Origin of the sequence: Mesorhizobium sp. M1169 (assembly GCF_040318345.1) — a bacterium.
Classification (GTDB): domain Bacteria; phylum Pseudomonadota; class Alphaproteobacteria; order Rhizobiales; family Rhizobiaceae; genus Mesorhizobium.
Genome location: NZ_JAMYME010000015.1, coordinates 15,790 through 41,109, shown reverse-complemented (window position 1 = coordinate 41,109; position 25,320 = coordinate 15,790). Strand labels below are relative to the sequence as shown.

The 25,320-nt window shown below is 63.6% G+C and carries 28 protein-coding genes, 2 tRNA genes and 1 pseudogene; 17 read left to right on the top strand and 14 right to left on the bottom strand.

The features are described from left to right. Positions 1-140 precede the first annotated feature (140 nt). The 4 genes from NKH41_RS16945 to NKH41_RS16930 form a co-directional block, all read right to left on the bottom strand. Complete coding sequence (locus NKH41_RS16945) at positions 141-1,001, bottom strand: DUF2497 domain-containing protein (protein WP_352771450.1); 861 nt, start codon at positions 999-1,001, stop codon at positions 141-143. Between the two features lie 199 nt (positions 1,002-1,200). Continuing rightward, positions 1,201-2,592 carry a TolC family outer membrane protein gene (locus NKH41_RS16940; protein WP_352470406.1) on the bottom strand — a complete coding sequence of 464 codons (1,392 nt, stop codon included), beginning with the start codon at positions 2,590-2,592 and terminating at the stop codon, positions 1,201-1,203. A gap of 187 nt (positions 2,593-2,779) precedes the next feature. After that, positions 2,780-3,448, bottom strand: a complete 669-nt coding sequence (locus NKH41_RS16935; RefSeq protein ID WP_352771452.1) for a protein-L-isoaspartate O-methyltransferase family protein — start codon at positions 3,446-3,448, stop codon at positions 2,780-2,782. A gap of 89 nt (positions 3,449-3,537) precedes the next feature. Further along, positions 3,538-3,611, bottom strand: a tRNA-Cys gene (locus NKH41_RS16930). A 217-nt stretch (positions 3,612-3,828) separates the two neighbouring features. On the opposite strand from NKH41_RS16930, the gene NKH41_RS16925 reads away from it, so the two are divergent. After that, positions 3,829-4,029 carry a hypothetical protein gene (locus NKH41_RS16925; protein WP_352451402.1) on the top strand — a complete coding sequence of 67 codons (201 nt, stop codon included), beginning with the start codon at positions 3,829-3,831 and terminating at the stop codon, positions 4,027-4,029. Positions 4,030-4,093: 64 nt separating this feature from the next. Here the strand turns inward: NKH41_RS16925 and NKH41_RS16920 are convergent, their stop codons facing one another. Continuing rightward, entirely contained in the window at positions 4,094-4,354 is a 261-nt protein-coding gene (locus NKH41_RS16920; RefSeq protein WP_023676401.1) for a hypothetical protein, read from the bottom strand. A 220-nt stretch (positions 4,355-4,574) separates the two neighbouring features. Between NKH41_RS16920 and NKH41_RS16915 the strand changes: the two genes are divergently transcribed. Next, a tRNA-Asn gene (locus NKH41_RS16915) sits at positions 4,575-4,649 on the top strand. A 255-nt stretch (positions 4,650-4,904) separates the two neighbouring features. Here NKH41_RS16915 and NKH41_RS16910 read toward each other — a convergent pair. Then, positions 4,905-5,810, bottom strand: a complete 906-nt coding sequence (locus NKH41_RS16910; protein WP_352771454.1) for a LysR family transcriptional regulator — start codon at positions 5,808-5,810, stop codon at positions 4,905-4,907. A gap of 186 nt (positions 5,811-5,996) precedes the next feature. On the opposite strand from NKH41_RS16910, the gene NKH41_RS16905 reads away from it, so the two are divergent. The 7 genes from NKH41_RS16905 to NKH41_RS16875 all read left to right on the top strand — a co-directional run bounded on the left by NKH41_RS16905 (position 5,997) and on the right by NKH41_RS16875 (position 12,201). Then, positions 5,997-6,224 carry a hypothetical protein gene (locus NKH41_RS16905; RefSeq protein ID WP_352470377.1) on the top strand — a complete coding sequence of 76 codons (228 nt, stop codon included), beginning with the start codon at positions 5,997-5,999 and terminating at the stop codon, positions 6,222-6,224. A 50-nt stretch (positions 6,225-6,274) separates the two neighbouring features. Then, positions 6,275-7,321, top strand: a complete 1,047-nt coding sequence (locus NKH41_RS16900) for an alpha/beta hydrolase (RefSeq protein WP_352771456.1) — start codon at positions 6,275-6,277, stop codon at positions 7,319-7,321. Positions 7,322-7,387: 66 nt separating this feature from the next. After that, positions 7,388-7,678 (top strand): hypothetical protein, encoded by a 291-nt coding sequence (locus tag NKH41_RS16895; RefSeq protein ID WP_352771458.1) that lies wholly within the window; start codon positions 7,388-7,390, stop codon positions 7,676-7,678. Beyond that, on the top strand, positions 7,654-7,800 hold the full coding sequence (locus NKH41_RS16890; RefSeq protein ID WP_352766966.1) for a hypothetical protein: 147 nt from the start codon (positions 7,654-7,656) through the stop codon (positions 7,798-7,800). Before NKH41_RS16895 ends, NKH41_RS16890 begins: the two co-directional genes overlap by 25 nt. A gap of 671 nt (positions 7,801-8,471) precedes the next feature. Then, the gene (locus tag NKH41_RS16885) at positions 8,472-8,957 is read left to right on the top strand and encodes a (2Fe-2S)-binding protein (RefSeq protein ID WP_352539766.1); all 486 of its coding nucleotides are present in this window, start codon (positions 8,472-8,474) and stop codon (positions 8,955-8,957) included. Further along, on the top strand, positions 8,954-9,943 hold the full coding sequence (locus NKH41_RS16880) for an FAD binding domain-containing protein (RefSeq protein WP_352766811.1): 990 nt from the start codon (positions 8,954-8,956) through the stop codon (positions 9,941-9,943). Before NKH41_RS16885 ends, NKH41_RS16880 begins: the two co-directional genes overlap by 4 nt. Next, positions 9,940-12,201, top strand: a complete 2,262-nt coding sequence (locus tag NKH41_RS16875; protein ID WP_352771462.1) for a xanthine dehydrogenase family protein molybdopterin-binding subunit — start codon at positions 9,940-9,942, stop codon at positions 12,199-12,201. The genes NKH41_RS16880 and NKH41_RS16875 overlap by 4 nt, the downstream gene beginning before the upstream one ends. Here the strand turns inward: NKH41_RS16875 and NKH41_RS16870 are convergent. Then, the gene (locus NKH41_RS16870) at positions 12,140-13,339 is read right to left on the bottom strand and encodes an amidohydrolase (protein ID WP_352539724.1); all 1,200 of its coding nucleotides are present in this window, start codon (positions 13,337-13,339) and stop codon (positions 12,140-12,142) included. The genes NKH41_RS16875 and NKH41_RS16870 overlap by 62 nt on opposite strands. Before the next feature lie 89 nt (positions 13,340-13,428). Here NKH41_RS16870 and NKH41_RS16865 point away from each other — a divergent pair, with 89 nt between their 5' ends. Together NKH41_RS16865 and NKH41_RS16860 are read left to right on the top strand one after the other, a co-directional pair. Continuing rightward, a complete protein-coding gene (locus NKH41_RS16865) occupies positions 13,429-14,259 on the top strand; it encodes an AraC family transcriptional regulator (RefSeq protein WP_352771465.1) in 831 nt (276 codons plus the stop codon). Between the two features lie 70 nt (positions 14,260-14,329). Continuing rightward, entirely contained in the window at positions 14,330-14,761 is a 432-nt protein-coding gene (locus NKH41_RS16860) for a cupin domain-containing protein (protein ID WP_352470368.1), read from the top strand. A gap of 55 nt (positions 14,762-14,816) precedes the next feature. On the opposite strand, the gene NKH41_RS16855 is transcribed toward NKH41_RS16860, so the two are convergent. From NKH41_RS16855 to NKH41_RS16840, 4 genes are all read right to left on the bottom strand, one after another. Continuing rightward, positions 14,817-15,263 carry a nuclear transport factor 2 family protein gene (locus NKH41_RS16855; protein WP_352771466.1) on the bottom strand — a complete coding sequence of 149 codons (447 nt, stop codon included), beginning with the start codon at positions 15,261-15,263 and terminating at the stop codon, positions 14,817-14,819. 130 nt (positions 15,264-15,393) lie between these two features. Next, positions 15,394-15,948, bottom strand: coding sequence for a nuclear transport factor 2 family protein (locus tag NKH41_RS16850; RefSeq protein WP_352539717.1), 555 nt, complete (start codon positions 15,946-15,948; stop codon positions 15,394-15,396). Continuing rightward, positions 15,945-16,928 (bottom strand): alpha/beta hydrolase, encoded by a 984-nt coding sequence (locus NKH41_RS16845; RefSeq protein WP_352614022.1) that lies wholly within the window; start codon positions 16,926-16,928, stop codon positions 15,945-15,947. Before NKH41_RS16845 ends, NKH41_RS16850 begins: the two co-directional genes overlap by 4 nt. Positions 16,929-16,987: 59 nt before the next feature. After that, positions 16,988-17,491 carry a nuclear transport factor 2 family protein gene (locus tag NKH41_RS16840; RefSeq protein WP_352614021.1) on the bottom strand — a complete coding sequence of 168 codons (504 nt, stop codon included), beginning with the start codon at positions 17,489-17,491 and terminating at the stop codon, positions 16,988-16,990. Between the two features lie 128 nt (positions 17,492-17,619). Between NKH41_RS16840 and NKH41_RS16835 the strand changes: the two genes are divergently transcribed. Then, positions 17,620-18,528 (top strand): LysR family transcriptional regulator, encoded by a 909-nt coding sequence (locus NKH41_RS16835; protein WP_352771469.1) that lies wholly within the window; start codon positions 17,620-17,622, stop codon positions 18,526-18,528. A gap of 27 nt (positions 18,529-18,555) precedes the next feature. Here the strand turns inward: NKH41_RS16835 and NKH41_RS16830 are convergent. After that, positions 18,556-19,010: pseudogene (locus tag NKH41_RS16830) on the bottom strand (carboxymuconolactone decarboxylase family protein). Positions 19,011-19,251: 241 nt separating this feature from the next. Here NKH41_RS16830 and NKH41_RS16825 point away from each other — a divergent pair. Then, the gene (locus NKH41_RS16825; RefSeq protein ID WP_352771473.1) at positions 19,252-20,016 is read left to right on the top strand and encodes a copper homeostasis protein CutC; all 765 of its coding nucleotides are present in this window, start codon (positions 19,252-19,254) and stop codon (positions 20,014-20,016) included. Between the two features lie 19 nt (positions 20,017-20,035). Next, on the top strand, positions 20,036-20,533 hold the full coding sequence (locus tag NKH41_RS16820; protein ID WP_352470358.1) for a GNAT family N-acetyltransferase: 498 nt from the start codon (positions 20,036-20,038) through the stop codon (positions 20,531-20,533). 19 nt (positions 20,534-20,552) lie between these two features. Here NKH41_RS16820 and NKH41_RS16815 read toward each other — a convergent pair whose 3' ends face one another. After that, entirely contained in the window at positions 20,553-21,575 is a 1,023-nt protein-coding gene (locus NKH41_RS16815; RefSeq protein WP_352614017.1) for an acyltransferase family protein, read from the bottom strand. A 372-nt stretch (positions 21,576-21,947) separates the two neighbouring features. On the opposite strand from NKH41_RS16815, the gene NKH41_RS16810 reads away from it, so the two are divergent. From NKH41_RS16810 to NKH41_RS16800, 3 genes are read left to right on the top strand one after another with little or no spacing between them, the layout of a single operon-like run. Next, complete coding sequence (locus tag NKH41_RS16810; RefSeq protein WP_352614016.1) at positions 21,948-22,658, top strand: fumarylacetoacetate hydrolase family protein; 711 nt, start codon at positions 21,948-21,950, stop codon at positions 22,656-22,658. Next, positions 22,655-23,305, top strand: coding sequence for a maleylacetoacetate isomerase (gene maiA, locus NKH41_RS16805; protein WP_352500892.1), 651 nt, complete (start codon positions 22,655-22,657; stop codon positions 23,303-23,305). The genes NKH41_RS16810 and maiA overlap by 4 nt, the downstream gene beginning before the upstream one ends. Before the next feature lie 33 nt (positions 23,306-23,338). Then, positions 23,339-24,379, top strand: coding sequence for a zinc-dependent alcohol dehydrogenase family protein (locus NKH41_RS16800; protein WP_352771475.1), 1,041 nt, complete (start codon positions 23,339-23,341; stop codon positions 24,377-24,379). A 19-nt stretch (positions 24,380-24,398) separates the two neighbouring features. On the opposite strand, the gene NKH41_RS16795 is transcribed toward NKH41_RS16800, so the two are convergent. Beyond that, positions 24,399-25,292: a LysR family transcriptional regulator gene (locus NKH41_RS16795; RefSeq protein ID WP_352771500.1), complete on the bottom strand. Its 894-nt coding sequence runs from the start codon at positions 25,290-25,292 to the stop codon at positions 24,399-24,401. Between the last annotated feature and the right edge of the window lie 28 nt (positions 25,293-25,320).

The window sequence follows — 25,320 nt, the reverse complement described above, 5'->3', positions numbered from 1 at the left end:
GCGGAAAAGGCGCCTAAATTGCGGTCAACCCCTTCTCCCCGTCACTATACGGGGAGAAGGTGCCGGCAGGCGGATGAGGGGCAGCGCCGACTTCGACAATTCGCCGGTCGAGCGCCGCCCATTGGCGGCTCTCCGAATTGCTACTGCGCGCCGCGCGCGACGCGCTCGATTTCCTCGCGCACCAGCCGCTCGACCAGCGTCGGCAGGTTGTTGTCCAGCCAGTCCTGCAGCATCGGCCGCAGCATCTCCTCGGCCATCTCGTCGAAGGTCTTCTTGCTGCGGCTGGCAAACGCGTCCGAAAGTTCACCGAAGGCGGCGGCAACCTGCCGGCCCGCATGCTCCGAAAGGATCGCCGGCCGAAGGGACGGCGCCTCGCTGGCCGCCGGACGCGCCAATCCGATTCTAGAAGATTCCGGGCCGATTTTCGAAGATTCCGGGCCGATTTCCGAAGGCTCCGGCCCAATTTCCGAAGGCTCCGGCACAAGTCCAGCAGTCGCCTCGTTCTCGAAAACCTCGGCTTTCGGCTCGGCGTCCGGCGTCAGGAGTGGCTCGGCGCGCTCCGGCTTGGCCATCGCGTCGCCGACCGCCGCGATCTCGCGCCGCCAATCGGCGATGATGGTGTCGGTCGTCTCGGCAGCCTTGGCTGTCGCAGGCCGATCCGGCTTTGCGGGAGCGGTGTTCACCTCAGCCAGCGTCACCGCTGCCTTTTCCGGGCCGGCGCGCAGCGGCGTTTCCAGGGGCTCAATGACCGGCGCGGCCGTTGGCTGCACCTCGGCGCGCGTGGCCGGCTTGGCGATCTCCAGCCCGCCGCGCAGTTCGGAGCGGAACGCATCCCCCTCCGCTGCCCGTCCGGCTGCCGGCGCCGGTTGCAGATCCTGGCGCAGCTCGTCGGCGTCGCCCGGCTGCTTGCGGCCGGTATCGCTGTCCTCGATGATCCTTCTGATGGAAGCTAGTATTTCTTCCATGGAAGGTTCGCGCTGTACGCTGCTTGCCGTCGCCATCGTCACATCCGCCGCCCTTGTGACTCGTTCCCAGATTTCCTGTCCGGCAATGCCGGATTCGAATCATGGCAACAGCGTAACCGACGGAACGGCTTGCGAGAATCCCCAATCTGGCGACATCTCGGATTTCAACAGATTAGGGTCGGGAGTTGAAAGCCCGCGCGTCGTTCGAGCGCGGGCTGAAAACACGGCCTGGCGATCAGCGGCCGTCCGGCGTGCGCAGACCGATCCACTTGTCCTTGACGGCGTTGTAATGCTCTTCGGGCCTGTACTTCGTCACGTTGAGCGCAAGGCGGTCTGCCGACAAATGGCCAACCGCCGAGAGGATGGCATAGCTCGCCACCACCACGTCGCGTTCGGCGCTGACAAGATTGATCTTGGCGGTGATGAGGGTCGCCTGCGCGTTGAGCACGTCGAGCGTGGTGCGCTGGCCGACATTGCGCTCTTCGATGACGCCGTTCAGGGCAAGCTGCGCGGCGGCGACCACCTGCCGGTTGGCCGTGACGCTTTGCTGCGCGGCGGTGTATTGCGACCATGCCGAGGTCACCGCCTGGCGCACGGTGTCGCGGCTGACATCGACCTCGATACGGGCCTGGCTAAGTGATTCCTTTGATTGGCGAACCAATGCCGAGGTCCGGCCGCCGGAATAGATCGGTATCGTCAATGTCGCACCGATGTTCGCCGAATTGGTTACGCCATCCTGTGTCGAGGAGAGCGAGCCGGGCGCGGTGCCGCGATAGGCGCTCGAAACACCCGCCGACGCCGAGAGTTGCGGCAGCAGCGCGCCTTCGGCAGACTTCACCGAAAACGCCGCCGCGTCGACCAGATGCGCGGTGGCGAGGATGGCCGGATGCTCGGCCGATGCGATCGCGATCGCTGCATCGAGGCTCGACGGCAACAGCTTCGACACCGGCGAAGCCGGCCTGAGCCTGCCCGGCTCGTCGCCGACGATCTGGCGATAGGTCGCGGCGCTTGCCAGCGCCGTGGCGCGGGCGGCGCTCAACTGCGCCACCGCGGAGGCACGCTGGGCGTCGGCTTGCGCGACGTCGGTGCGCGTACCTTCGCCGACCTCGAAGCGCGAACGCGCCGCACGCGCCTGCTCGGTCAGGAATTGCAGGTTCTGTTCGGTCAGCACGGCGACCTGACGGTCGCGGATGACGTCCATATAGGCGCTTGCCGCGTTGAAAAGAGTGTTTTCTTCGGCGTTGCGCAGGCTTTCGAACGAAGCGCGGACCCGCGATTCGGCGGCCGCCACATTGTTCCTGGTCTGAAAACCGTCAAACAGCGTCTGGTCGATCTCGACGCCAAAGTTGCCGGTGGTCAACGAGATGTTTCGGTGCAACAGGTTGCTGTGGCTGGCGGTATAATCAATACTTCCGGAACCGGTGATGGTCGGGCGCCAGCCGGACTTGGCGATGGCAACGCCCTCGTCGGTGACGCGAACGCCGGCGCGTGAAGAATTGAGAGAGGAATTGTTCTGATAGGCCTTTGAAAGTGCCCCGAGAATGGTTTCGGCCGAGGCGGCCATTGGAGAAAGCGCGGTCGCCGAAACGAGGACAGCGGTAAAAAGCAACTTGCGTACAGACGGCACGTTATATTCCCTCATTCGTTTTGCACGGGAACTGCGCCACGCTGGCTTCTCCTTCTGATCAGCCGGCGCCGCGTTTTTTATCGTTCCCCCGCTGAAAGCCCCCAAGAAACACCCGGTTATGCAGATCAGCAACGATTGTTCAAACGCAAGCGATCATGACAGCGCCTTCGCTGCAAGGCAAAATCACTCAGAATTCGAAGGCGGGAATGCGTTCGAATCCCGGTAGTGGCTTAATTGCCGCATTAAATGCGCGTCTTCCCGTTACAACCCCTCCAGTCTTAAAAAAAAGCCGGGCTACGCCCGAATTGCCCTGCCCTTCAACGGCGACGAGTCGGCCGCCTTCGGCAAGCTGGTCGAACAGCGCCGCCGGCACCTCGCCGACGCTGCCGCCGATCAGGATGACGTCGTAAGGCGACTTCTCTGCGTGGCCTTGCGGCAGCGGCCCGTGGACCACCGTGACATTGCCGCAACCCAGCGCCGCAAGCGTCGAAGTGGCGGTCTCGGCCAGCGCCGGATCGCTTTCCAGCGCCACCACGGACCTTGCCAGCCGCGACAGGATCGCCGCCGCATAGCCGGTGCCGCAGCCGACATCGAGTGCCGAATCGCTTGGGCCGATATCGGCCAGCTGCATCAGCTTGGCCAATGGCGACGGTTCCATCAGATAGCGCGGGCCATCGGCCGTATCGGCAATGCGGATGTCCTCGTCGATATAGGCAAGATCGCGCTGGCCGGGGGCAACAAAGGCCTCGCGCGGCACCACAAGCATCGCCTCGAGCAACGGCGCGCTGGTCACGTCGGTGGTGCGGATCTGGCCGTCGACCATCTTCACCCGGCGTTCGGCAAAATCAGCGCTCATGTTCCAACCATCCGCTTGCCGCGCAAAGGCCGCGGCTGTTTCGACCGGAACTGAAGCCCCCTGGCGCTGACGCGCGGGAGCTCGGGCATTGGAGGCCTCGCCCGGAATCGAACCGGGGTGCAAGGATTTGCAGTCCTCTGCGTAACCACTCCGCCACGAGGCCTCATTGCTCCCAGCGTTCCACCCGGCTCCAATAGGTTGCGGCGAAAATGCCGTCAAGCGGCCACCATGCATTCCCAACGGTTCCTCGACCTTCCATGCCCTGCCTTATCAACGCAATGCCCATCTTAGCAATAACATATTAGCTTATCGTTAAGCATGATTCTGGGCGACGGGAACCCGAAACCGGCGGCCACGTTGGGCAAAGAGGAGGCTCCGCCATGCGTCGAGCAGCTACGAAGGACGGCACGTCGCGCGGATTGTCGCAGTCTGCAGAGCTTGTGCGCTATGCCATCGACCGCCTCAGCATAGAAGGCGCAAACACCCTGCCGCCGCGCGACCGGGCGCGGCTGGCATCGGCTACCGCCGTTCTCAAGGAGCTTTGCGAACGTCTGGAGAGCTGCTTCGACCAACCTCGGTAAACGTATGGGCGGACGACGCCGCTCGCCGACATATGGCAGGCTGGCGGCCGTCAGCGGGGCAATCTCAGTCAGGCCGGCGCCGTCGCTCCCACCAGACGACGAAGCGGCGCCGATGACGACGCACCAGGGCAAATTCGTAGGAGAGCACCAGCAGTCCGATCGGTACCATCCAGAAACCCAGGATCGGCAGGAAGCCGAGAATGCCGCCGATGATCAGCACGACGCCGATCGCAATCCTGAGGCCGCGCGAGCGCGGCATGGTGAACTGGCGGCCGAAGACCGAGATTTTCCGGGCCGGTGGCTGTTCGTCGCTCATTGCCGTCATGTGAAATGTCGATCCGTTTGCATCAGTAGCACCGTCAGCCGGAGAAAGCCGCAACGGCCTTTTCTGTTCCGTGACATGCGAGAGATAGCTCATATGAGGGCGCTCGCCGGCCATTGCCAGCAAGCCCTGCGCCAAAAAGCATCGAAAAAATGCGAAATGCTTCTTTGCAAAGCCGAAACGGGTTTGCTATAGGCTGCCCCACTCACGCAAGAGCCTCTGTTCCCCGGTAGCTCAGTGGTAGAGCAACCGGCTGTTAACCGGTTGGTCGCTGGTTCGAATCCGGCCCGGGGAGCCAACATGCATGCTGCGGTGCGATGCGGCTGCGACCTATTCAATTTCCCTGTAGGATCATGCGCTTCGCTCCAGCCGGCGCGATGGGGAAGAAAGTTGTGGCCAACGCCCGCGCAAGCATCGACGCGATGTTCTGGTTATAACGAACGCTTCAAGTTGGATACCGGACCTCGACCTAAGCCTTTCCTGCTGCGCCTATCGAGATTCAGGAATGAGCCGCTATCGACCACGCCCCTGAGTGCAATATGACGAAGGGACATCACGATCCCGACGGATCCCTATGCCGCAACGCGTCGACAATGATCTTGAACGCAGGAAGGTTTTGGCGGCGGCTCGGATAATAGAGGAAATAGCCATCGAAGAAGGGTGACCAGTCGTCGAGGACCTTCACCAGCAATCCTGAGACGACGTGCCGCTCCACGATGTTCTCGGGAACATAGGCGATGCCATAGCCACTCGCTGCCGCGTCGATCATGGCGTAGGAGTTGTTGAAGGTAAGTTGACCGTCCACACGGACACGCAGCGCCTGTCCATCCTGCTCGAACTCCCATGCGTACAGACCACCGGCGGTTTCGTGACGCATGTTGATGCAGACGTGCCGGACCAGATCCTGCGGATGCACAGGCACGCCGTGCGCCGCGAAGTATCGCGGCGAAGCCACGGCGACTAAGCGCCAGTCCGGGCCGATGCGGACCGCGATCATGTCTTTCTCGACGCTCTCTCCAAGCCGGACACCGGCATCAAAGCCTTCCTCGACAATGTTGCGGAAGGTGCTGTCCAGGATCAGTTCGACGCCAATGTCGGGATAGCCGCTGAGGACCGGCTTAAGCTTCGGCCAGACCACGCTTTCGAGCGCGTGGTCGGACAGGGTCAACCTGATCGAGCCTGACGGCTTTTCGCGGAGCGCCATCAGCGCTGTGATCTCGTCTTCGATTTCACCAATGCGCGGGGTGATCGTCTGTAGCAGCCTTTCGCCCGCAACGGTCGTCGCGACATTACGCGTCGTGCGGGTCAGAAGGCGTATGCCCATGCGTGTTTCGAGCTGCTTGATCGTGTGACTGAGCGTCGATTGCGCGACGCCGAGCTTTGCCGCCGCCTTGGTGAAGCTGCGCTCTTCTGCGACAGCCTGAAACCACGTCAACTGGTTGAGATCGGTTCTGGCCATGAAGTTTCTCTCTCCGTCGCTTGCAGCGGATTATTCGATATAGTCGATAGGTTCATGCCGATTTATATGGGTAATCGCTTTATGGCAAAACCATTAGGTTTGCACTGCAACAATGCATTACCGCGATGTCGGTGATTTGGATGACATGGATGTCGCAAAATGCGGCCGAGGCCGCCGGCAAGCCTGATGGTCGCGGCGATCCAGGCTTCGATCCTTCTGGGCGCGGTAGTCGGAGGGGTGCTGCTGTATGGTCTGACGATCTCCGCGATCTTCATCGGCAGCTTGGTTCTGGCCGGCTTCGCAATCGCGCTGATCGGCAACGGTCGGCGTCTGCTCAAACTCGAAGAGGACTGGCCAAAGTGGCGAGTGGTTCAATTCCAACCCAAACTTACAGGAGATCGGAAATGCCTTTGAATACCCCTGATACGAAAATACCAGCGCGTGAAATCCACCGGCGGGAGCTTTTGAAGCTGACCGGCTCCGGCATCGCCGCCTTCAGTGGGGCGTCACTCTTCAACTTTCCCTTCGCAAAGGCTCAAGACATGTCAAACGGTGCAAACAATTTCTATACAAGCGGTCAGGTGACGCTGGAGAAAGTGACCTTCAAAAGCCAATACCAGATGAATATTGCGGGAAATCTGCTCGTTCCCAAGAACCTCGACCGCAATGCACGTCATCCGGCCATCGTCGTCGGCCATCCAATGGGCGCGGTGAAAGAGCAAAGCGCGACCCTCTATGCCACCAAGATGGCCGAGCAGGGCTTCATCGCCATGGCGATCGACCTGCCATCCTGGGGCGAGAGCGAGGGCGAAGCCCGACAGATCGTTTCGCCGGATGTCTACGCCGAGGCGTTCAGCGCGGCGGTGGACTTCCTCGGGACACACGCGTTCGTGGACCGCAACCGCATTGGCGCGATTGGTGTCTGCGGCAGCGGCAGCTTCGTCATCAGCGCCGCCAAGATCGACCCGCGCATGCGCGCCATCGCCACGGTCAGCATGTATGACATGGGCGCGGCGAACCGAAACGCACTCAATCACTCGCTAAGCGTCGAGCAACGGAAGCAGATCATCGCAGCGGCCGCCGAACAGCGCTACTCCGAATTCGAAGGCGGCCAAGTCCAGTATACGGGCGGCACTGATCTCGAACTGACCGCGTCGACGCATCCCATCCAGCGCGAGTTCTACGATTTCTATCGGACACCCCGCGGAGAGTTTACCCCGGCGGGTGTCTCCGACCAGATAACGACTAAGCCGACGCTGACCAGCAACGTCAAATTCATGAACTTCTACCCGTTCAATGACATCGAGACGATCTCGCCGCGCCCAATGCTGTTCATCAGCGGCGATCAGGCGCATTCGAGGGAATTCAGCGAGGAAGCCTACAGACTGGCAGCCGAGCCCAAGGAACTGGTTTGGGTCCAGGGCGCCGGTCACGTCGATCTCTACGACCGTGTGGACCTGATTCCGTTCGACAGGCTTACCAGCTTCTTCAATCAGCACCTCTCCGCGTGACTGACGAGATGGAGCCTGTGTTTGCTGGGGCGGGCTCCATCTGCCTAGAAAACGGAGGAATGACCCGTGCTGAAATCACTGCTGAGCGCTGGCGCTATTGCATTTGGAATGGTTGGACCCAGGATGGCTCAAGAACGTATTGGCATTTCATCAGACTGGGGCGAGGTCACGGCCGATCTTGCCGATAACGAAGCCGAAAAATTTCTTGCTCAGATGTTGCCGCTTGCCATTGAGATGAGCGACCACCTTCGCCAGGAAGAAGACCGGCAAATCTACCGGTTCCATTTCCGGAACAGACACGGCAGCGCGACTTCTCGGTCGGCACGCTCGGGCTGTGGAGTTCCGATCATTTCGTGATCTACTATCGGAATGGTCGCGTCCCGTCGTCCGGCATCGTTGTGCTCGGGAAGGTCGCCGGCGATGTTTCGATCTTTGATCGTCCCGGTTCCGTCACGGTGAGAATTGAACGTGCTGGCTGAGGCGTGTGCAGCGCGGTGGCATCACGGGAAACAGCGGCATGAGCCGGGTGCGGATTTCGACAGCGCCTGCCCCTGCGGTCACAGACGCCACGACCGGCATGGAGCACCTCCTTGCCACCGCGGCGACCCGCTCCCTGATTTCCCTCGTGATCGTACTGATCCCCAGGCCGCGTTCAACACTGCCGCGCGATACCGTCCCTAGCCGACCTTCACGAGCAATCCTCCTCGGCCCGCCGGCAACGAGTAGCGCCTCAGTGCGATCACGGTCACGTTTCGTTTCCTGTGCGCTTGCGGCGAATCCTGGCGTCGTCCGATTGCGAACTCGTAGTTCTCAGCTTCATCTTTCATTTGCCGGACGACATTGCCAGTCGCAAGGCCGCCCTGCCCTGGAAAGCCGCCTGCCCTAGATTGGACAGCGGCGCGGCAATGTTCCCAATGTAGGCCGCCCAAGCCAACCTGAATGACGGGAATTACGGAATTACGGTGACACTTTTGCGGCGGCATTCAGGGCGTTTCCGCCGCAAATCTCAAATGCGCGTTTTTTAGCCTTCCCTGACCGGCAGCGCCTTTTCACCGGAATTGACCGCCCTATTTCGCCTCGACAGGTGGGTGGCTGCTTGCTGGACGAGTCCCTTGCGGCGAGTACGGCATGTGCTTCGAGGTACCCCCACATGAACTTCCACGATCGGCACCTATTGAGGTTGCGGGTGAACGGAGAGGATCACAGCCTTTCCGATCTCGATCCCCGCGTCACGCTGCTCGACCTGCTGCGCGAGCGGCTTCATCTGACCGGAACGAAAAAGGGATGCAATTTCGGCGAGTGCGGCGCCTGCACCGTGCATCTCGACGAACGGCGTGTGAATGCCTGCATGATACTTGCCGTGTCCTGCGAGGGACGCGAGGTCACGACGATCGAAGGGCTGGCAGACGGCGACGCGCTTCATCCCGTGCAGCAGGCGTTCATCGATCATGATGGTTTCCAGTGCGGATTCTGCACGCCCGGCCAGGTGATGTCGGCGGCGGCGCTGATCGAGGAGGGACATACCGGCTCCGATGCCGAGATCCGCGAATGGATGAGCGGCAATCTGTGCCGCTGCTCCGCCTATCCGCAAATCGCCGAGGCGGTGCGCGCGGCGGCCGGGAGGGTGAGCCAATGACCCCATTCGTCTACGCGCGCGCCGATAGCCTGGGCGACACGATCGCGGCCGGTGCCGCGCCGGACAGCGCCTTTCTCGCCGGCGGCACCGAATTGCTCAATTGGCTGCGCCTTGGAATTGCCGGGCCGGCGCGGATCATCGATATCTCCCGCCTCGATGGGCTGGATCAGATCGAGGCACTGCCAGGCGGCGGCTTGACGATCGGCGCGCTGATGCATCTCAACGATGTCGCGCAGCATGCGCTGGTGATGCGCGATTATCCGGTGTTGAGCCAGGCGATCCTCAACGCAGCGTCGCCGCAGCTGAGAAACCTCGCAACGATAGGCGGCAATCTGCTGCAGAAGACGCGCTGCGCCTATTTCCGTGCCGAAGAGCAGCTGCCATGCAACAAGCGTCAGCTCGGCTCCGGCTGCTCCGCATTGCATGGCATCAACGACAATCACGCGATATTCGGCTGGACCGAGGATTGCGTCGCCACCCAGCCATCCGACCCGGCCGTGGCGCTGGCAGCACTTGATGCGGTCATCGTCACCGCGCACCGCAGCGGCGGCCGGCGCATTCCGGCAGCCGAATTCCACCTGCTTCCCGATACGCGGCCCGAGGCGGACAATGTGTTGCAGCAAGGCGAACTGATCACGGCAATCGAGCTGCCGGCAGCGGCACCGCGATCGGCTTACCTCAAGGTGCGCGAGCGCGAATCCTACGAATACGCCATCGTCTCCGCCGCCGCTGTGCTGGAGATGGACGGCCAAACTATCCGTCGGGCGGCCCTGGCGTTGGGGTCCGTCGCGCTGCGGCCGTGGCGGCTGAGCGCCGCCGAGGAGCAGCTCGCCGGTGCCGAAATCGGCGATCGCGAGGCGTTGAGCACCGCTATCGAGCAATCCTTCGCCGAAGCGCGTCCCTTGTCGCAGAACGCCTACAAGATCGAACTGGCCAAGACCGCCGCTTTGCGGGCGATCGAAAGAGCAGCGAGGATGCCGTCATGATGATCAGCCAGCCTGTTGCCCGCCCTGACGGCGGCGCCAAGGTGACCGGCCGCGCCCGCTATGCGGCCGACTATTTCGCCCCCGACCTGCTCTATGCGGTACTCGTGACCGCGCCCGTTCCGGCCGGCCGCGTGACGTCGATCATGGTCGACGACGCGCTCGCCGAGAAGGGCGTCGTGCGTGTGCTCACGCATGAGGACATGCCCAAATTCGGCCGGTTCGCATCGCCGAGAGCCGAGCCCGATACGCAGATGCAGCAGGCCGAAGGCCCGCCGGCAGCGCAGAGCTTCATGCCCATGCAGGGCGACGAGATACGTCACGAGGGTCAGCCGCTTGCCATTGTGCTGGGCGAGACGCTGGAGGCGGCGGAGGCCGGCGCTCGCCGCGTCGCATTACGCTACGAGTTCGCCGAGCCGGAATTGCCGGCACCGCCGGAGTGGACCGCCATCGACAAGGCTGCGGTCGTGCCGAGGGAGAGCGGCTTCCTGTTCCTGGAGCCGACGTTTACGAAGGGCGAGGTCGACCGCGGGCTTAGCGACGCAGCCGCCATGGTCGAAGCCGTCTACCTGCAGCCGTCGCGCCATCACAACGCGATGGAGCCCTCGGCGACGCTCGCTGAGTGGAATGACGGAGAGCTGACGCTGCACGATGCCACGCAGCACGTCTACGGTGTCCGCCAGGTGCTTGCCGCCCGCATGAATGTCCCGGCCGGGAAGGTCCGCGTGATTTCCCGCCATACCGGCGGCGGCTTCGGCGGCAAGGGTTGGATCTGGCCGCATCAGGTGCTGGCCGCCGCCGCTGCGCGCATCACGCAGCGCCCGGTCAGGCTGGCGCTAAGCCGCGCCAACGCCTATTCCTGTCTCGGCTATCAGCCGCGCATGGCGCAGAAGATCGTGCTGGCGGCGGACAGCTCGGGCAAGCTGACCGCCGTGCAACAGGACGTGATCAACCTGACCACCGTGAGCGACGATTTCGTCGAGTTCGCCACCGAAGCCTCGAAGGGTCTCTACGCCACGCCGGCGATGCGTCTCAGCCAGCGCGTCGAGCGCGCGAACGTCGCCATGCCGACGGCGCTGCGCGCGCCGGTCGAGGGTCCAGGCACCTGGGCCCTCGAAAGCGCGATGGACGAGCTCGCCCACCGCCTGGGCGTCGATCCGCTCGACCTGCGTCTGATCAACCATGCGGACACGGATCCGGCCACCGGCCAGCCCTGGTCATCGAAGAAGCTGCGCGAGGCCTATGAGGAAGGCGCCCGCCTGTTCGGCTGGCGCGAGCGCCCGCGCAAGCCGCAACGCGACGGCGATTGGCTGATCGGCTACGGCATGGCGACCTGTACCATGGGTTGTTTCCGCCACCCGACGCCTGCAGCCGAGGTCAGGCTGCACAGGGACGGCACGGTGCTCATCCGCACCGGCACGCAGGACATAGGGACCGGAACACTCACCATCTTTCCGCAGATCGCAGCCGACGTGCTGGGCCTGCCGATGGAGAAGATCGAGTTGGAAATGGGCGATACGCAGCTGCCGGAGGCGGGACCGACCTATGGCTCGTCATCGACCATGGGGGTGGGCGCGGCGGTGCTTGCCGCCGCCGAAGATGCGCGTTCGCAGCTTGCCCGTCTTGCCAATCTGCTGCCGGACGAGGTGGAGATGCAGGACGGCAAGATTCGCCGCAGGGGCGCTGCCGGCGGTCAGACGATCGCCGACGTGATGAGTCATACCGACATCGGCGAGATCACCGGCTCCGGCTCGTTCGATCCGGCGCAGCATGGCAAAGGCCTCGCCATGCGCACTTTCGGCGCGATTTTCATGGAGGTCGGCGTCGATCCGGGGCTCGGCCTGCTCAGGCTCCGTCGCGCCGTCGGCAGCTACAGCGCCGGCCGCATCGTCAATCCCCGCACCGCACGCAGCCAGATGACGGGCGGCATCATCTGGGGCTGGGGCATGGCGGCCATGGAGCAGAGCAGGCACGAACCGGTGCTTGGGCGGTTCCTGTCGAAGAACCTTTCCGGGGTCGCCATTCCGGTCAACGCCGACATTCCCGGCGACATCATAATCCACTTCGTCGATGAGGTGGACGAGCATGCCAGCCCGATCGGCGGCAAAGGCATCGGCGAACTCGGCGCCACCGGCGTTGCCGCTGCTGTTGCCAACGCCGTCTTCGACGCCACAGGCAAGCGGATCCGGGAGTTGCCGATCACGCCGGAAAAACTGCTGTCGAAGGATCGGCCCGCGGAAGCGTCTGCTCGACGAGGTTGACGTAATAGCGCATCACCGTCGGCACGATCTCGTCGTTGAAAACGTAGCGGTCGCCATGCAGGCCTTTGCCCGGGCCAGCCTCGCCGGCGCCGATCCAGGCATAGCAGCCGCCGGCGTCGCGGATCATGAAAGCGAAATCCTCGCAGCCGAGACTGGGGCTGAACTCGGTCAAGACATTCTCCCGGCCGACGACGGGGGCGGCGGCCTCGACGGCGCGGGCCGTCGCATCCGCCGTATTGATCAGCGGCGGATAGCCCTTCCTGTAGTCGAGCCTGGCCTTGAGCGAATGCGCGGCGGCAATACCTTGTGCGATCTCGCCGATCAGCCTCTCGCAATGGTCGGAAAGGCCTTGCTCGAAGAAGCGGCAGGTGCCTTGCAGCCAGACCTTGCCCGGCACGATGTTGCCGACATTGCCGCCATGGATCTGCGTGATGCTGACGACAAGCGCGCTCTGCGGGTCGACCGAGCGGCTGACGATGCGCTGGACGGCTTGCACGAAGGCGCTGGCGGCCAGGATCGGGTCGTCGCCGAGCTGCGGCATCGCGGCATGCGCGCCAAGACCCTCGAAGGTCAGCTCGAAATTATCGACGGCCGCCATTTGCGGCCCGACGCGGGCGGCGATCGTCCCCAGCCTGAAGCCCGGCCAGTTGTGGACCGCATAGACCGCCTTGACCGGAAAGCGCTTGAACAGGCCGTCCTCGATCATGCGCATGCTGCCTCCCTCGTTTTCCTCGGCTGGCTGGAAGATGAAAGTGACGGCGCCGTCGAAGGCGCGCGACTCGCTAAGCAATTTGGCGGCGCCGAGCAGCATCGCGGCGTGGCCGTCATGGCCGCAGGCGTGCATCACGCCCTCTTGCCTCGAAGCATAGGACAGGCCGGTTTTCTCCAGCACCGGAAGCGCGTCGAGCTCGGCGCGAAGGCCGATAGCGCACGTTCCAGCGCCGCTGCGCAGGACACCGACGACGCCGGTGCCGCCGATCCCTTCATGCACCTCATCGACGCCGAAGGAGCGCAGCTTCTCTGCAACGAAACGCGCCGTTTCGTATTCATTAAATCCGAGCTCCGGATTGGCATGGATATGGTGCCGCCAGCCTATGACCTCTGGTGTCAGCGCGGCGATGGGGTCATTATGCAGCATGATGCCTCCTTTCACGCCGGCAAGGCGGCGCGGTTTGATCCTGCCAGCCATAGAAGGCCGGACGAGAAGCGTCTTGAACCGGATTGACCATGGCAAGGACAAACGAAGCGGCAGAGACCGGGAAATTCTGGCGCCATCCGTGCTTCCCCGACCTTGGTCTGTTTAAGGCGCGCTTCACCCGGCACCGTTACGACCTGCACACGCACCCGACCTATGTGGTCGCCCTGATCACCTCCGGCTGCGAACGCATTCGCATCGGCCGCCAAAGCGTTCTCGCTCCGGCAGGCACCATTGCCGTCGTCAATCCCGAGGAGTGGCATGACGGCGAACGCGGCGCGGATGAAGGCTGGGCCTACCGGACGTTTTATCCTTCGGTGCCGCTGATGAGCGCGCTTGCCCGCGAACTCGGCCGCGACGGCGCTCCGGTGTTTTCGCGCGCGACGATCGAAGACAGCAGTCTCGCCGCAGTATTGACGGCAGCGCACCAGGGCTCGACATCCCCGGACACGATGACGGCCGAGACGTCTCTGCTCGTGGCGCTGCGACGGCTGATCGTTCGCCATGGCGATTCGAGCGGACAGGCCGAAGAGATCGAAAGCTCCGGATCACAGCGAAGATTTTCGCTCTGTCGCGACCTTATCGAAAGCGAACTTGGTTCGCAGCTCGACCTCAAGCGGCTTGCCGGCGTGGCAGGCGTGACCCGGTTCCAGGTCATCCGCGACTTCAACAAGGCGATCGGCCTGACGCCGGCGGCCTATATCCGCGACCGGCGATTGCGCCGGGCGAGCACGCTGATCGAACAGGGATTTGGCCTTGCCGACGCCGCCATCGCGGCCGGTTTCGCCGACCAGAGCCATCTGTCCCGTACATTCCGGGCCATGCATGGCATGACGCCAGGCATGTTCAGAAAAGCGGGATAAACGCTGCTGAACAGGACAAGCTTGCGCGCCAATGCGCGCTGCGCAATGCTGGCGCAGCTCGGGGGGAATCATGCGAAAAATCTTGGTATCGACGCTGCTGCTCGCGGTAGTTCTATCCGCAACGGCTGCCCAGGCGCTGGATGCCAGCGGGACGCCGGTAGTGGTGACCCCGCTTGCCTCTCGCACCGAGACCGCGTCCGGCCAGCCGATCACGCTGCCGCAGAACAACGTCCAGGTCCTGGTCTCGGCCTATCAGATCGCGCCGGGCGCGACCTTGCCGGTCCACAAGCATCCGTTTCCGCGCTATGCCTATGTCGAGGCCGGCACGCTTCAGGTCACCAATGTCGAGACCGGCAAGAGCAACACCTATCAAACAGGTGATTTCATCATCGAGATGATCGGGCAATGGCATCAGGCGACCAATGTCGGCGCCGACCCGGTCAAGCTGCTGGTCATCGACCAGGTCGAAGAAGGCACCAAGAACACGGTGTTGCGCCAGTAGCTGCCAGGTCTGAGAACGGCGTCCGGGGCGGATCCAGCACAGCGCGTAACAGACGTCAGAACGCGAACCCCTCCGGCAAATTGTGATTCCAATAGCCTTCCTCGACAAGTTCACTTATGCGCCAGCCCTCGGACGTGCGTACGACGCGGTCTCGATACCAAAGCCCCTGGAAGAAGACCTGCCTTTTGCCTTCGCCGAGGTCGACCACCATCGGGCATGAACAATGCACGCGCGCGCTGGCCTCATCCCCTCGGAGATCCAGAAGGATTGTCGAAATGGCGTGCTGCGAGATCAATATCTTCGAAAGGGCGCCTTTCATGTAAGCAACATGCTCGTCCACACCGCTCCTGATTCCACCTGTTACAGTGTCGTCAAGCACGGCATCGGGTGTGAATATTTTGCGATAGGCTTCCCAGTCGCGATCGTCCACCGCATAGCAATAGCGAACAAGCAGCTGTTCGATCCCAAGCCTATCGGAAACCTCCTGCAATGAAAGGGTCATGTCCTGTCTCCGCGGTTGGCGGCACTAATGCCGCATGCGCCAAGCCTGCCCCGACATTTCGATCAACAGTCACGTTGCCGATGCTCCGAGCAACCTCGCCGCGCGACTGGGCCTGCGCAAACCCGAACACTCATTTGGCCTCCGCCTTTACCCGGCCGGCAGCGGCGGCCAGCACGGCGCGATCCCCCTCTTCGTACAAGCGGCGGATGGAGATTGCCTTGACGCGCCAACCTTCCGGCGTCCGCACCAGCCGGTGGAGGTAGCTGCCGCCGACCGTCCAGAACCGCCCGCCGATCCAGTGGGTTGCGCGGACATGGCTGCGTGCGACCGCGTCATTGCCCGCGCCCTCGACGGTGATGTTGGTTATGAGGTGCTGGGTGGCGTCGAAGCCCGGCAGCAGCCCTTGCCACTGCGCGATCAACGCGTCGCGGCCGCTAGTCGTGACCTTGCCGCCGAAGAGGCTGGTGTAGTCGGTCGTGACACGGGCTGCGAGATAGGATCTGACCCGGTTCCATTCACGCAGATCGGCATAGAGGCCGATCCCGGCAATCGCCTCGGCGATTGCGATCCTGTCTTTGACCGTCAGCGCATCTCCCGGAGCGCTCGAGGCGGGCGCCGAGACGGCGGAAATCATCGCAGCGGAAACCGCCGAGGCCAGGACATGCCGGCGCGTGACGAGGCTCATTGTCCCGCCTCCCCCGCACTGCCCAGCGTCGCGCGGAAGTGCGCGGCGACGGCATCGCTTGCGGCCTCCACCGGCGCGGCACGATCGTAGAAATCGAATTGGGTGACGTTGTCGAGCCACAGCTCCCGCCTGGAACTGTTCAGCCGCGTGTAGAATTTGTGCGCCCCCTTCGGAATGGCAGCCGCCTCGCTGTGCACCATCAAAAAAGGCTGGCGCAGGCGCGGAGCAGCCTGGATGGCGTCGAACGTCAGCCAGCCGCGCCAGAACGCCGGATCGGCCTCGTTGCGCCAGGCCGGGATCATGCCGCGATCGGGTTCGGTGTAGTAAGGCACCTTGAACATGATCGCGCGCTCGTCGGTCAGGCTCGCGGCCGGAAGGAATGCCTGTCTGCCGGTGCGGCGATATTCCGCCTCTGCCGCATCGCTCGTGGCTTCAAGCCTGGCGACGCCATGCCTGCCGCCATAGGCCTGCTCGACCACTTCGGCATCCTGTAACCAGGGCGCAACGAGGGCGACCGATTTGATCGCCGCGTTTTCGGCGGCGGCGGTGACCATATAGCCGGAGCTGGCGCAAATGCCGAGCCCGCCGATGCGGTCCTGATCGGCTTCGGGCCGGCTCGAGAGATAGGCGACCGCCGCTTCGATGTCGGCGATCTTGGCCCTAGGATCCTCGTACTGGCGGCGTAGGCCGCCGCTTTCGCCCCAACCGCGAAAATCGAAGGTCAAGGCGACGAAGCCACGATCGGCCATCTCGCGGGCGTAGCGGGCCGGCATCTGTTCCTTCACCGTCATCCAGGCGCCGGTCACGACCAGCGCCGGCCGAGGTTTTGCCGCGTCCATATCCTCCGGCAGATAGAGCTCGCCGACAAGCTGCTCACCATGCGAGGAGAATGTGACGTGCTCGACGCGCGGTGCGGCGACGGCATTGGTGACGGCGAGCGCGGCGGTGGTTGCTACGGCAAGTGTCAGGGTTTTAAACATCGCAAGTCTCCTTTGGCTTGGAGTGAGAAGCGCTGCGCGTTGCGAGAAAGACCGCCGTCTCAGCGCTCGCCGGCCAGTCGGCCGGGCAGCGGCTTCAGCGGGTAATGCGCCCAGTAGAAAGCGTCCGACTGGTACATGTCGGTCAAAAAATTCTGTGCCTCGGCGATCTTGCCGTCCTTGATGCGGAACATCAGCGCGTAGAACTGGTCGATCTCGGGACCTGAGCCGACATTCGACCAGCCGCGATGGACGTCGACAACGAGGTCGCCTTGCGCCTGGAAGAAGATCGGCTCGGCCTTGAACTTGCCATCGGCCAGGCCGCGGAAGAAGGCGACCACCTCGTCCGGCCCGCGCTTGTCGCCGGCGAGCGGATGATGGCCGGGAATGCGCCACACGATATCAGGCGCGAGGAAGGGCCGCACGGCCTCGGGATTACCGGTCGCGTAAGCTGCGTAATAGCCTTTGATGAGCTGGATATTGCGGTCTTCCAGTGGCCCGCTGTGCGCCGGGGCGGCAGACACCGCCAGAAGAGTGCCGGCGGCGAGTAAAGCAAGCCTGGTCATCGGTCCTGTCTCCTTGCCTGTTCGAGCCGTTCCCAACACCGAGGCCCGTTCGTCAGACCCAACATGACGCCTTTCGTTCGCCGGAAAAACCGGTAGAATTCGACAGGGCTATTTGGAAAATCCTTACAATGCGCCTCGACCAGTTCAGCGGCATCGTCGCCTTCGTCAAAGTCGCCGAGGCCAAAAGCTTCACCCGCGCCGCCGCCGAGCTCGGCGTCGCTCCGGCCTCGTTAAGCGAGGCGATCAAGGGGCTCGAGGAGCGCCTGGGGGTGCGGCTGCTCAACCGGACGACCCGCAGCGTTGGCTTGACCGAAGCTGGCGCTGAATACCTCGACCACGTGCGCCCGGCAGCCGAAGATATCTGGGCGGCTGGCGCGGCACTGCGCGAAGCTCGCGACCGTCCCGCCGGCACGCTGCGCCTCAGCCTGCCGTGGATCGCCGCGCCGCTGCTGATAGAGCCACTGATGCGGCCGTTCATGGATGCTTATCCCGAAGTGCGGCTTAGTCTAATTTTCGACGACAGCTTCGTCGACATCGCCGCCGAGGGCTTCGATGCCGGCCTGCGCATCGGCGAGCTTCTCGAGAAAGACATGATCGGCGCGCGTCTGGGCGGGCCACTGCAGATGGTCGTGGTGGGCAGCCCCGATTATCTGGCGCGCAAAGGCACACCGAAGCGGCCGGCCGACCTCGCCGCCCATCGCTGCATCGCATTCGCCCTCACCCGCACGCGCGCGATTTCGCCCTGGGAGTTCACCGTGGATGGACGCGAAGTCGCATTCACGCCGGACGCATGTCTGGTCGTGAACACACTTCCGCTGTGCATTACCGCCGCCGCGCAAGGGCTGGGCCTCGCCTTCGCGGTCGAGGGCCTCGCCGCGCCGCTTCTCGCCTCAGGCGCGCTGGTCAAGGTGCTGGAGCCTTTCTGTCCCGCTTACGAGCCGCTCCACCTCTATTGTCCGAGCCGCCGCCTCGTACCGCCGAAGCTGCGGGCCTTCATCGACTTCGTCCGCGCGAACGCTCACGAGTTGCGGATCTGACGTGCCGTTGCGAAAAGCGAGCCCCGTTCAGCCCCAGGCGCCGACAATCTGCCTGGTGGTTGCGTTGAGCCGGTTGAATGCGTTGATCAGGGCAATCTGGACGACCAGGGCGGCAAGCGCCTTTTCGTCATAGTGCCGGGCGGCCTCGTCCCAGACTGCATCCGGCACCGGATCCGGCCGATCGGCCAACCGGGTTGCCGCCTCGGTCAGTGCCAGCGCGGCGCGTTCGGCGTCGGTGAAGTAGGGTGTCTCCCGCCATGCGGACACGGCAAAATGCGCTCGTCTTTTTCGCCGGCCTTCTTCAATTCGCGCGCATGCATATCGACGCAGAGGCTGCATCCGTTGATCTGGCTGGCGCGTAGATGGACGAGCTTGCGCGTCACATAGGACAGGTCGGCCGTCTCCGTCGACTTGTCCAGCGCGAGCAGTGCCTGCAAGGCGCCGGGAATGAGCATCACCGGGTTTTTCAACCGTGCTTGCATGGTGGTCTCCTTAGGCGTGTTTCTGCCGGCCGCACATTTAGCTTTCGGTCGGCTGTGCTGTTAATCAATCAATAACTCGCTGGCTATGAATCGACATATAGCTGAACGGTTATGGATATGTCAAGCGGCAAAATTGGAGCACCGCCGGCCGCCCTGTCGCGTGTTGAGCCAACAGTTCCGGCTTTCATCGCACCATGCCCGATGCTACCGCTGGGCAGCTGAAATCATCGACGGATCGCCTATGATCGAGACCGAACGCCCTCGCCTGCCGCTGATCGAGATCTGCGTCGAAGGCATAGACGGCCTGCTGGCCGCGCAAGCCGCCGGCGCCGACCGTGTCGAGCTCTGTGCCAGCCTGATCGAGGGCGGCATCACACCGAGCTTCGGCACGGTGCGCACGGCGCTCGAGCTGGCGACGATCCCCTTCCACGTCATCGTGCGGCCGCGCGGCGGCGATTTTCTCTATGGCGAAGCCGAATATCGTTCGATGCTCGCCGATGTCGGCGCGCTTGCCGAGCTCGGCGTCGCCGGTGTCGTCGTCGGTTGCCTCACTGCCGACGGCACCATCGACGAACAGCGCATGAGCGAATTGGTTAAGGCGGCGGGAAGCTTGAACGTCACCTGCCACCGCGCTTTCGACATGACCCGCGATCCGACAGAGGCGCTGGAAGCGCTGATCCGCTGCAAGGTCGGCCGCGTGCTGACCAGCGGCCAGCGCGACACGGCGCTCGAGGGCGCTGACCTGCTCGCCGATCTTGTCAGGCAGGCCGGCGACCGCATCATCATCCTCGGCTGCGGCGGGCTTGATCCCGAGAACATCGGCAAGGTGCGGAGGAAAACCGGGTTGAGCGAAATGCACTTCGCCGCGCTCAAGGACGTGCCGAGTGCCATGCGTTACCGCAACCCGAAAGTCGGCATGGGCGGCACCGACCTCGACCGCGAATACCGCAACACCGTGACCGACGAGGCGCTGGTGGCGGCGACCATCGCAGCCGCCCGGCTGTGATCCTGGAAGATCGAACAACATGATCGAAGTGCGTTTGCCGATCGAACGGGTTTCGCCGCGTGATGAGTCCGCAATCCTCGCGCTCAACAACGAGCATGCCGCCGAATTGTCGTGGCTCGAACCCGAGCGCCTGTCCTTCCTGCTCGCCGAAGCGTTTTACACGCGCCGCATCGGTACGCTCGAAGCCTTCATCATGACCTTCGACCAGGACGCCAGCTACGACAGCCCGAACTTCCTGTGGTTTCGCCAGCGTTACCCGCGGTTCGTCTATGTCGATCGCGTCGTGGTCGCCGCCGCAGCGCGCGGGCGCGGCCATGCCCGCCGGCTGTACGAGGATCTGTTCGAGCAGGCGTCACGCGCGGGCCAGGCGATCGTCACCTGCGAAGTCAATGCCGAGCCACCCAATCCGGCTTCGGACGCCTTCCATGCCGCACTCGGCTTTGCGGAAGTGGGCGACGCGGTAATCCACGGCGGCAGGAAAGCCGTGCGGTATTATGCAAGACGGATCGCCGGCTGAACGGCGGGCGCCGTACGCCCTACCAATTGCGGTTCAGCCAGGAGCGGGCCGGCTTTTCGATGATGTAGTAGCTGCACAGCGCGCAAGCGAACGCCGCCGCAAGCATCAACCACGGCGAACTGCCTTTTATGTCGACGAATTGATAAAAGGGCTGCTGCCAAAGATAGAGCGAATACGACCACAGCCCCAGCATCGTCATCGGCAGGGACGATAGAAACCCGGTCAGATACCGGCTGCCGAAGTCGAGCGAATTGACGGCGAGTGCCAGCAGCGGCACCGCGACCAGATAGTGGATGGGGGTTGGCACGGCAGCCATGAAAAGGAGCACAGCCACTACTGAGGCCGCCAGGGCGACATGTGGCCCCTTGAACAGCGCCGGCAGCCTGTCGTCGGCCTTGAGCAGGCATATCACCGCCGACAGCAGGATCGAGGCGATGTGCACGTCGGTGCGCCAATAGGTGCCCTCGTAGCCTATTGCGAGCACCCAGTAGGAGATGGCGCCGTTTGCCATGGCCAGCACCGACAATACGCCGAGCAACATGATGACCCGGGATCGCCCCGAGACGACGACGCTGATCAGCGCCAGGATGATATAGGCGTGCTCTTCGACGCAGAGCGACCAGATATGGTCGAGCGCGCCGGCGCGGGTGACGAGAATTCCGGCATAGTTGTAGGTGAACGTCAGCGCCGTCAGCGCCGCCTTCCACTTGAAGGCGATGAATGTGCCGGACAAGGCAACCATCGCGGCGACGACAAAAATCAGCAGTGCCGGGTAGATGCGGGAGAACCGGCGCTTGAAGAATTTCTTCAGCGGATAGTATTCGACAAACAGGATCTCGGCCATCAGCCGGCCGCTGAGCACGAAGAAGAATTCGACGCCCAGGACGCCGAGATTGATGCCGGGAACGGGGAAGAAATGGCCGATCAGCACCAGCGCGATCGACAGGCCGCGCCAGCCGTCGAGATAGGCAAGCCTGGTTCTTGCCGAGCTATCGGCCACAGGCCTGGACACGACAAGACGCGTCGCGGAGATGTCCGTCATGCCGGTCCCTTCATTGAACCTGCGAAAGGCGGGCGGAAGGCCGCATTCCTCCAGCTATATTGCAGCGCACCAGAGCTTTGTGCAAGTGCGAGATAACGACACGCCCGAAGTACAGGACGGACCGAAAAGGGGCTCTCACGTCCGTTACTCGAAACCAACGGTCGACAGTCTCAGGCGTTGGCGGCAGGCGCTGCGCGCCATGGCCAGCCTAACGGCAAATGGTACATCTCCATCTTGGCCGGCAGAGCAAAATGTACCGGCGATTTCCGCGGCACCGTGCGGCAGGCCTGCTCTTCCGCCATCCAATGCCTTGCCCGTTTGCCCAAATCGGCCGAATGTGCCGCGGACAGATCCACTGAACAGAGACAGTGCATGACCGGCTTCGTCCTTCCCCTGCCCGCAACCTCGTCGGTGGCCGTGGCCGGCTCGCCGGAGCGTTTTGCGGTGCGCCGGATCTTCTGCGTCGGCCGCAACTACGCCGCTCATGCCCGCGAGCTCGGCAATGACGAGCGCGACCCGCCCTTCTTCTTCACCAAGCCAGGCGACGCAGTGGTCGATGCGGCGGTCGGTTCGGGCACGATTATCCCCTACCCGCCGCTGACCCAAAACCTGCATCACGAAATCGAGCTGGTCGTCGCGATCGGCGGAGCCGGCTTCCGCATCCGGCGCGAGCGCGCGCTGGACCATGTCTGGGGCTACGGCGTCGGCGTCGACCTGACTCGCCGCGACCTTCAGGACGAGGCAAAAAAGGCGGCAAGGCCGTGGGACTGGTCGAAAGCCTTCGACCGTTCAGCGCCCTGCGGCCCGCTGGTTCCGGCGCAAAAATCCGGTCATCCCGACAAGGGCCGCATCTGGCTCGCGGTCGACGGCGAGATCAGGCAGGACGGCGACCTCGCCGAACTGATCTGGCCGGTTCCCGACATCGTCTCGATTTGCAGCGAGGCGCTAGAGCTTAAGCCCGGCGACCTGATCTTCACCGGAACACCGGCTGGCGTCGGCGCCGTCGGGCCGGGCGAAAAGATCACCGGTGGCGTCGACGGCATCGGCGAAATCGAACTGACCATCGGCCAACCGATCCGATGAGCGACATCGTCCTCCATAACTACTACCGCTCCTCGACCTCTTACCGGGTGCGGATCGCGCTGGAGATGAAGGGCCTGTCCTACGACTACGTGCCGCATCATTTGCGCCACGGCGAGCATCTCGAACCCGCCTACCTCGCGGTCAATCCGCAAGGGCTGGTGCCGGCACTGGTCCTGGACGACGGCAGGCTACTGACGCAATCGCTGGCGATCATCGAATATCTCGACGAGACCACGCCTGAGCCACCGCTGCTGCCCACGGATGCGCCTGGCCGCGCCCGCGTCAGGATGCTGGCGCAGATGATCGCCTGCGACATCCATCCGGTGAACAATCTGCGCGTGCTGACCTCGCTGCGCACACTGTTCGGCGCCGGCGACCAGGATGTCGTCAACTGGTTCCGGCACTGGGTCAACGAAGGCTTCCAGCCGCTTGAAAAGATTCTGGCTTCCTCGCCCGAGACCAAGACATTCTGCCATGGCGACACGCCGGGGCTGGCCGACATCTGCCTGGTCGCACAGGTCACCAGCAATGCCCGCTTCGGCGTCGACATGACGCCCTACCCGACGATCTCGCGCATCAATGCCGCCTGCACGGCGCTGCCGGCGTTCCAGAAGGCCGCGCCTGAGAACCAGATCGATGCCGAATAGACCGCAAATCGCAGAAGTCATGAGGAACAGCCGATGAAAGCCGTCGTCTTCGAAAAATTCGGCGAGGCACCGACGATCCAGACCGTGCCGGATCCGACGCCGGCGCCGGAAGGCGTCGTCATCAAGGTTGAGGCCACCGGCCTCTGCCGCAGCGACTGGCATGGCTGGATGGGGCACGACGACGGCATCCGCCTGCCGCATGTGCCCGGCCACGAGCTTGCCGGCGTCGTGGTCTCCGCAGGAAACCAGGTGACCCGCTGGAGGGGCGGCGAGCGCGTCACTGTGCCGTTTGCCGTCGGCTGCGGCCGCTGCTTCGAATGCACCTCGGGCAACCACCAGGTGTGCGAACATCAGTTCCAGCCCGGCTTCAGCGCCTGGGGTTCGTTCGCCGAATATGTCGCCATCGACCATGCCGATACCAATCTCGTGCGCTTGCCCGACGAGATGGAATTCGCCACCGCCGCCAGCCTCGGCTGCCGCTTCGTCACCTCGTTCCGCGCCATCGTCGATCAGGGCCGCGTGACCCCCGGCGAATGGGTTGCCGTGCATGGCTGCGGCGGCGTCGGCCTGTCGGCGATCATGATCGCCAGCGCCATGGGCGCCAATGTCGTCGCCATCGACCTCACGGACGAGAAGCTGGACTTTGCCAAAAAGATCGGCGCGGTGGCGACGATCAACGCGGCAAAGACGCCGAACGTGGTCAAGGCGGTCAAGCAGATCACCAATGGCGGCGCGCACATGTCGATGGACGCGCTCGGCCACCCCAGTACCTCGTTCAACTCGATCGCAAACCTGCGCCGCCGCGGGCGCCACATGCAGGTCGGCCTGATGCTCGGCGACCATGCCAGGCCGCAGATTCCGATGGACAAGGTGATCGCATTCGAGCTCGAAATCCGCGGCAGCCACGGCATGCAGGCGTTTCGCTACCAGGCGATGATGGAGATGATCCGCACCGGCAAGCTGAAACCCGAACTGCTGGTCGGCAAGAAGATCAGCCTCGAAGAGGCGCCGGCCGCATTGATGGCGATGGGCGGCTTCGAAGGCATAGGCATCGGCGTGGTGACCAGATTCTAGATCACGCCCTGAGCCTGGATCAGCGAAACGACGCGCAGACCTCCCGCACGCAGGCTCGCAGCCAGCGTTGTGCTGGATCGGCATCGAGTCGCGGATGCCACAGCATCGAAATGGTGACCTCCTCGATATCGACCGGCAACGGGAAGCTGTATATGCCCGTGCGCGCGCCCAGCGTGTGCCGTTCGGGGACGCTGGCGATCAGATCGGAGGCGCGCGCCATGGCGAGCGTGGCCGAGAAGCTGGAAACCATGCACACGATCGTCCGCTGGAGACCGAGCAGTTTCAAGGCCTCGTCGATCGGGCCCTTTTCGCGGCCACGCCGCGAAACGCTGATGTGGCGGCCGGCCGCATAGCGTTCCGGCGTCATTGGGCCCTCGCCCAGGCTGTGACCCGTTCGCACCGCACCGATGAAGCGGTCGCGAAACAGCGCCTGAATGCGCATTTCAGGGTTCGTTTCACTGGCAACCCCGATTTCGAGGTCAACCGCCGCGCCACGCAACGACATGTCGTTCTTGTCGGATTTCGGCGCAAAACGCAGCCGCACGCCAGGCGCATCCGCTTCGACACGGGTCAGAAGACGCGGTGCGAACTCCTCGACGAAACTTTCGTTGGCGCGCAGCGTGAAGACCTTGTCGAGAGCAGAGAGGTCGAGGAGCTTGGCCGGGCGCAGCAGCGCTTCCGCATCCTGAACGACGCGGCCTACCTGTTGCTGCAATTCGAGCGCGCGCGGCGTCGCAACCAGGCCACGGCCGGCCCGGACCAACAATGGGTCGCCTGTCGCCTGGCGCAACCGCGCCAACGTCCGGCTCATCGCCGAGGGACTGAGGCGCAGCCGCCCGGCCGCGCGCGCCACACTGCCCTCGCTCAGCAGCACATCGAGGGCGACAAGCAGATTGAGATCGGGTGACGACATGGAAGGACCGTAGCACAGCTCGGCCGCG

Excerpts from the sequence above, each read along its gene's own strand:
- NKH41_RS16800 (WP_352771475.1), top strand. The coding sequence starts at position 23,339 with ATGAAAGCCGTCGTCTTCGAAAAATTCGGCGAGGCACCGACGATCCAG.
- NKH41_RS16860 (WP_352470368.1), top strand. The coding sequence starts at position 14,330 with ATGCGAAAAATCTTGGTATCGACGCTGCTGCTCGCGGTAGTTCTATCC.
- NKH41_RS16840 (WP_352614021.1), bottom strand. The coding sequence starts at position 17,491 with ATGACCAGGCTTGCTTTACTCGCCGCCGGCACTCTTCTGGCGGTGTCT.
- NKH41_RS16870 (WP_352539724.1), bottom strand. The coding sequence starts at position 13,339 with ATGCTGCATAATGACCCCATCGCCGCGCTGACACCAGAGGTCATAGGC.
- maiA (WP_352500892.1), top strand. The coding sequence starts at position 22,655 with ATGAGCGACATCGTCCTCCATAACTACTACCGCTCCTCGACCTCTTAC.
- NKH41_RS16795 (WP_352771500.1), bottom strand. The coding sequence starts at position 25,292 with ATGTCGTCACCCGATCTCAATCTGCTTGTCGCCCTCGATGTGCTGCTG.
- NKH41_RS16935 (WP_352771452.1), bottom strand. The coding sequence starts at position 3,448 with ATGAGCGCTGATTTTGCCGAACGCCGGGTGAAGATGGTCGACGGCCAG.
- NKH41_RS16820 (WP_352470358.1), top strand. The coding sequence starts at position 20,036 with ATGATCGAAGTGCGTTTGCCGATCGAACGGGTTTCGCCGCGTGATGAG.
- NKH41_RS16880 (WP_352766811.1), top strand. The coding sequence starts at position 8,954 with ATGACCCCATTCGTCTACGCGCGCGCCGATAGCCTGGGCGACACGATC.
- NKH41_RS16920 (WP_023676401.1), bottom strand. The coding sequence starts at position 4,354 with ATGACGGCAATGAGCGACGAACAGCCACCGGCCCGGAAAATCTCGGTC.
- NKH41_RS16875 (WP_352771462.1), top strand. The coding sequence starts at position 9,940 with ATGATGATCAGCCAGCCTGTTGCCCGCCCTGACGGCGGCGCCAAGGTG.
- NKH41_RS16845 (WP_352614022.1), bottom strand. The coding sequence starts at position 16,928 with ATGTTTAAAACCCTGACACTTGCCGTAGCAACCACCGCCGCGCTCGCC.
- NKH41_RS16925 (WP_352451402.1), top strand. The coding sequence starts at position 3,829 with ATGCGTCGAGCAGCTACGAAGGACGGCACGTCGCGCGGATTGTCGCAG.
- NKH41_RS16825 (WP_352771473.1), top strand. The coding sequence starts at position 19,252 with ATGATCGAGACCGAACGCCCTCGCCTGCCGCTGATCGAGATCTGCGTC.
- NKH41_RS16810 (WP_352614016.1), top strand. The coding sequence starts at position 21,948 with ATGACCGGCTTCGTCCTTCCCCTGCCCGCAACCTCGTCGGTGGCCGTG.
- NKH41_RS16855 (WP_352771466.1), bottom strand. The coding sequence starts at position 15,263 with ATGACCCTTTCATTGCAGGAGGTTTCCGATAGGCTTGGGATCGAACAG.
- NKH41_RS16910 (WP_352771454.1), bottom strand. The coding sequence starts at position 5,810 with ATGGCCAGAACCGATCTCAACCAGTTGACGTGGTTTCAGGCTGTCGCA.
- NKH41_RS16815 (WP_352614017.1), bottom strand. The coding sequence starts at position 21,575 with ATGACGGACATCTCCGCGACGCGTCTTGTCGTGTCCAGGCCTGTGGCC.
- NKH41_RS16945 (WP_352771450.1), bottom strand. The coding sequence starts at position 1,001 with ATGGCGACGGCAAGCAGCGTACAGCGCGAACCTTCCATGGAAGAAATA.
- NKH41_RS16865 (WP_352771465.1), top strand. The coding sequence starts at position 13,429 with ATGGCAAGGACAAACGAAGCGGCAGAGACCGGGAAATTCTGGCGCCAT.
- NKH41_RS16905 (WP_352470377.1), top strand. The coding sequence starts at position 5,997 with ATGGTCGCGGCGATCCAGGCTTCGATCCTTCTGGGCGCGGTAGTCGGA.
- NKH41_RS16850 (WP_352539717.1), bottom strand. The coding sequence starts at position 15,948 with ATGAGCCTCGTCACGCGCCGGCATGTCCTGGCCTCGGCGGTTTCCGCT.
- NKH41_RS16835 (WP_352771469.1), top strand. The coding sequence starts at position 17,620 with ATGCGCCTCGACCAGTTCAGCGGCATCGTCGCCTTCGTCAAAGTCGCC.
- NKH41_RS16885 (WP_352539766.1), top strand. The coding sequence starts at position 8,472 with ATGAACTTCCACGATCGGCACCTATTGAGGTTGCGGGTGAACGGAGAG.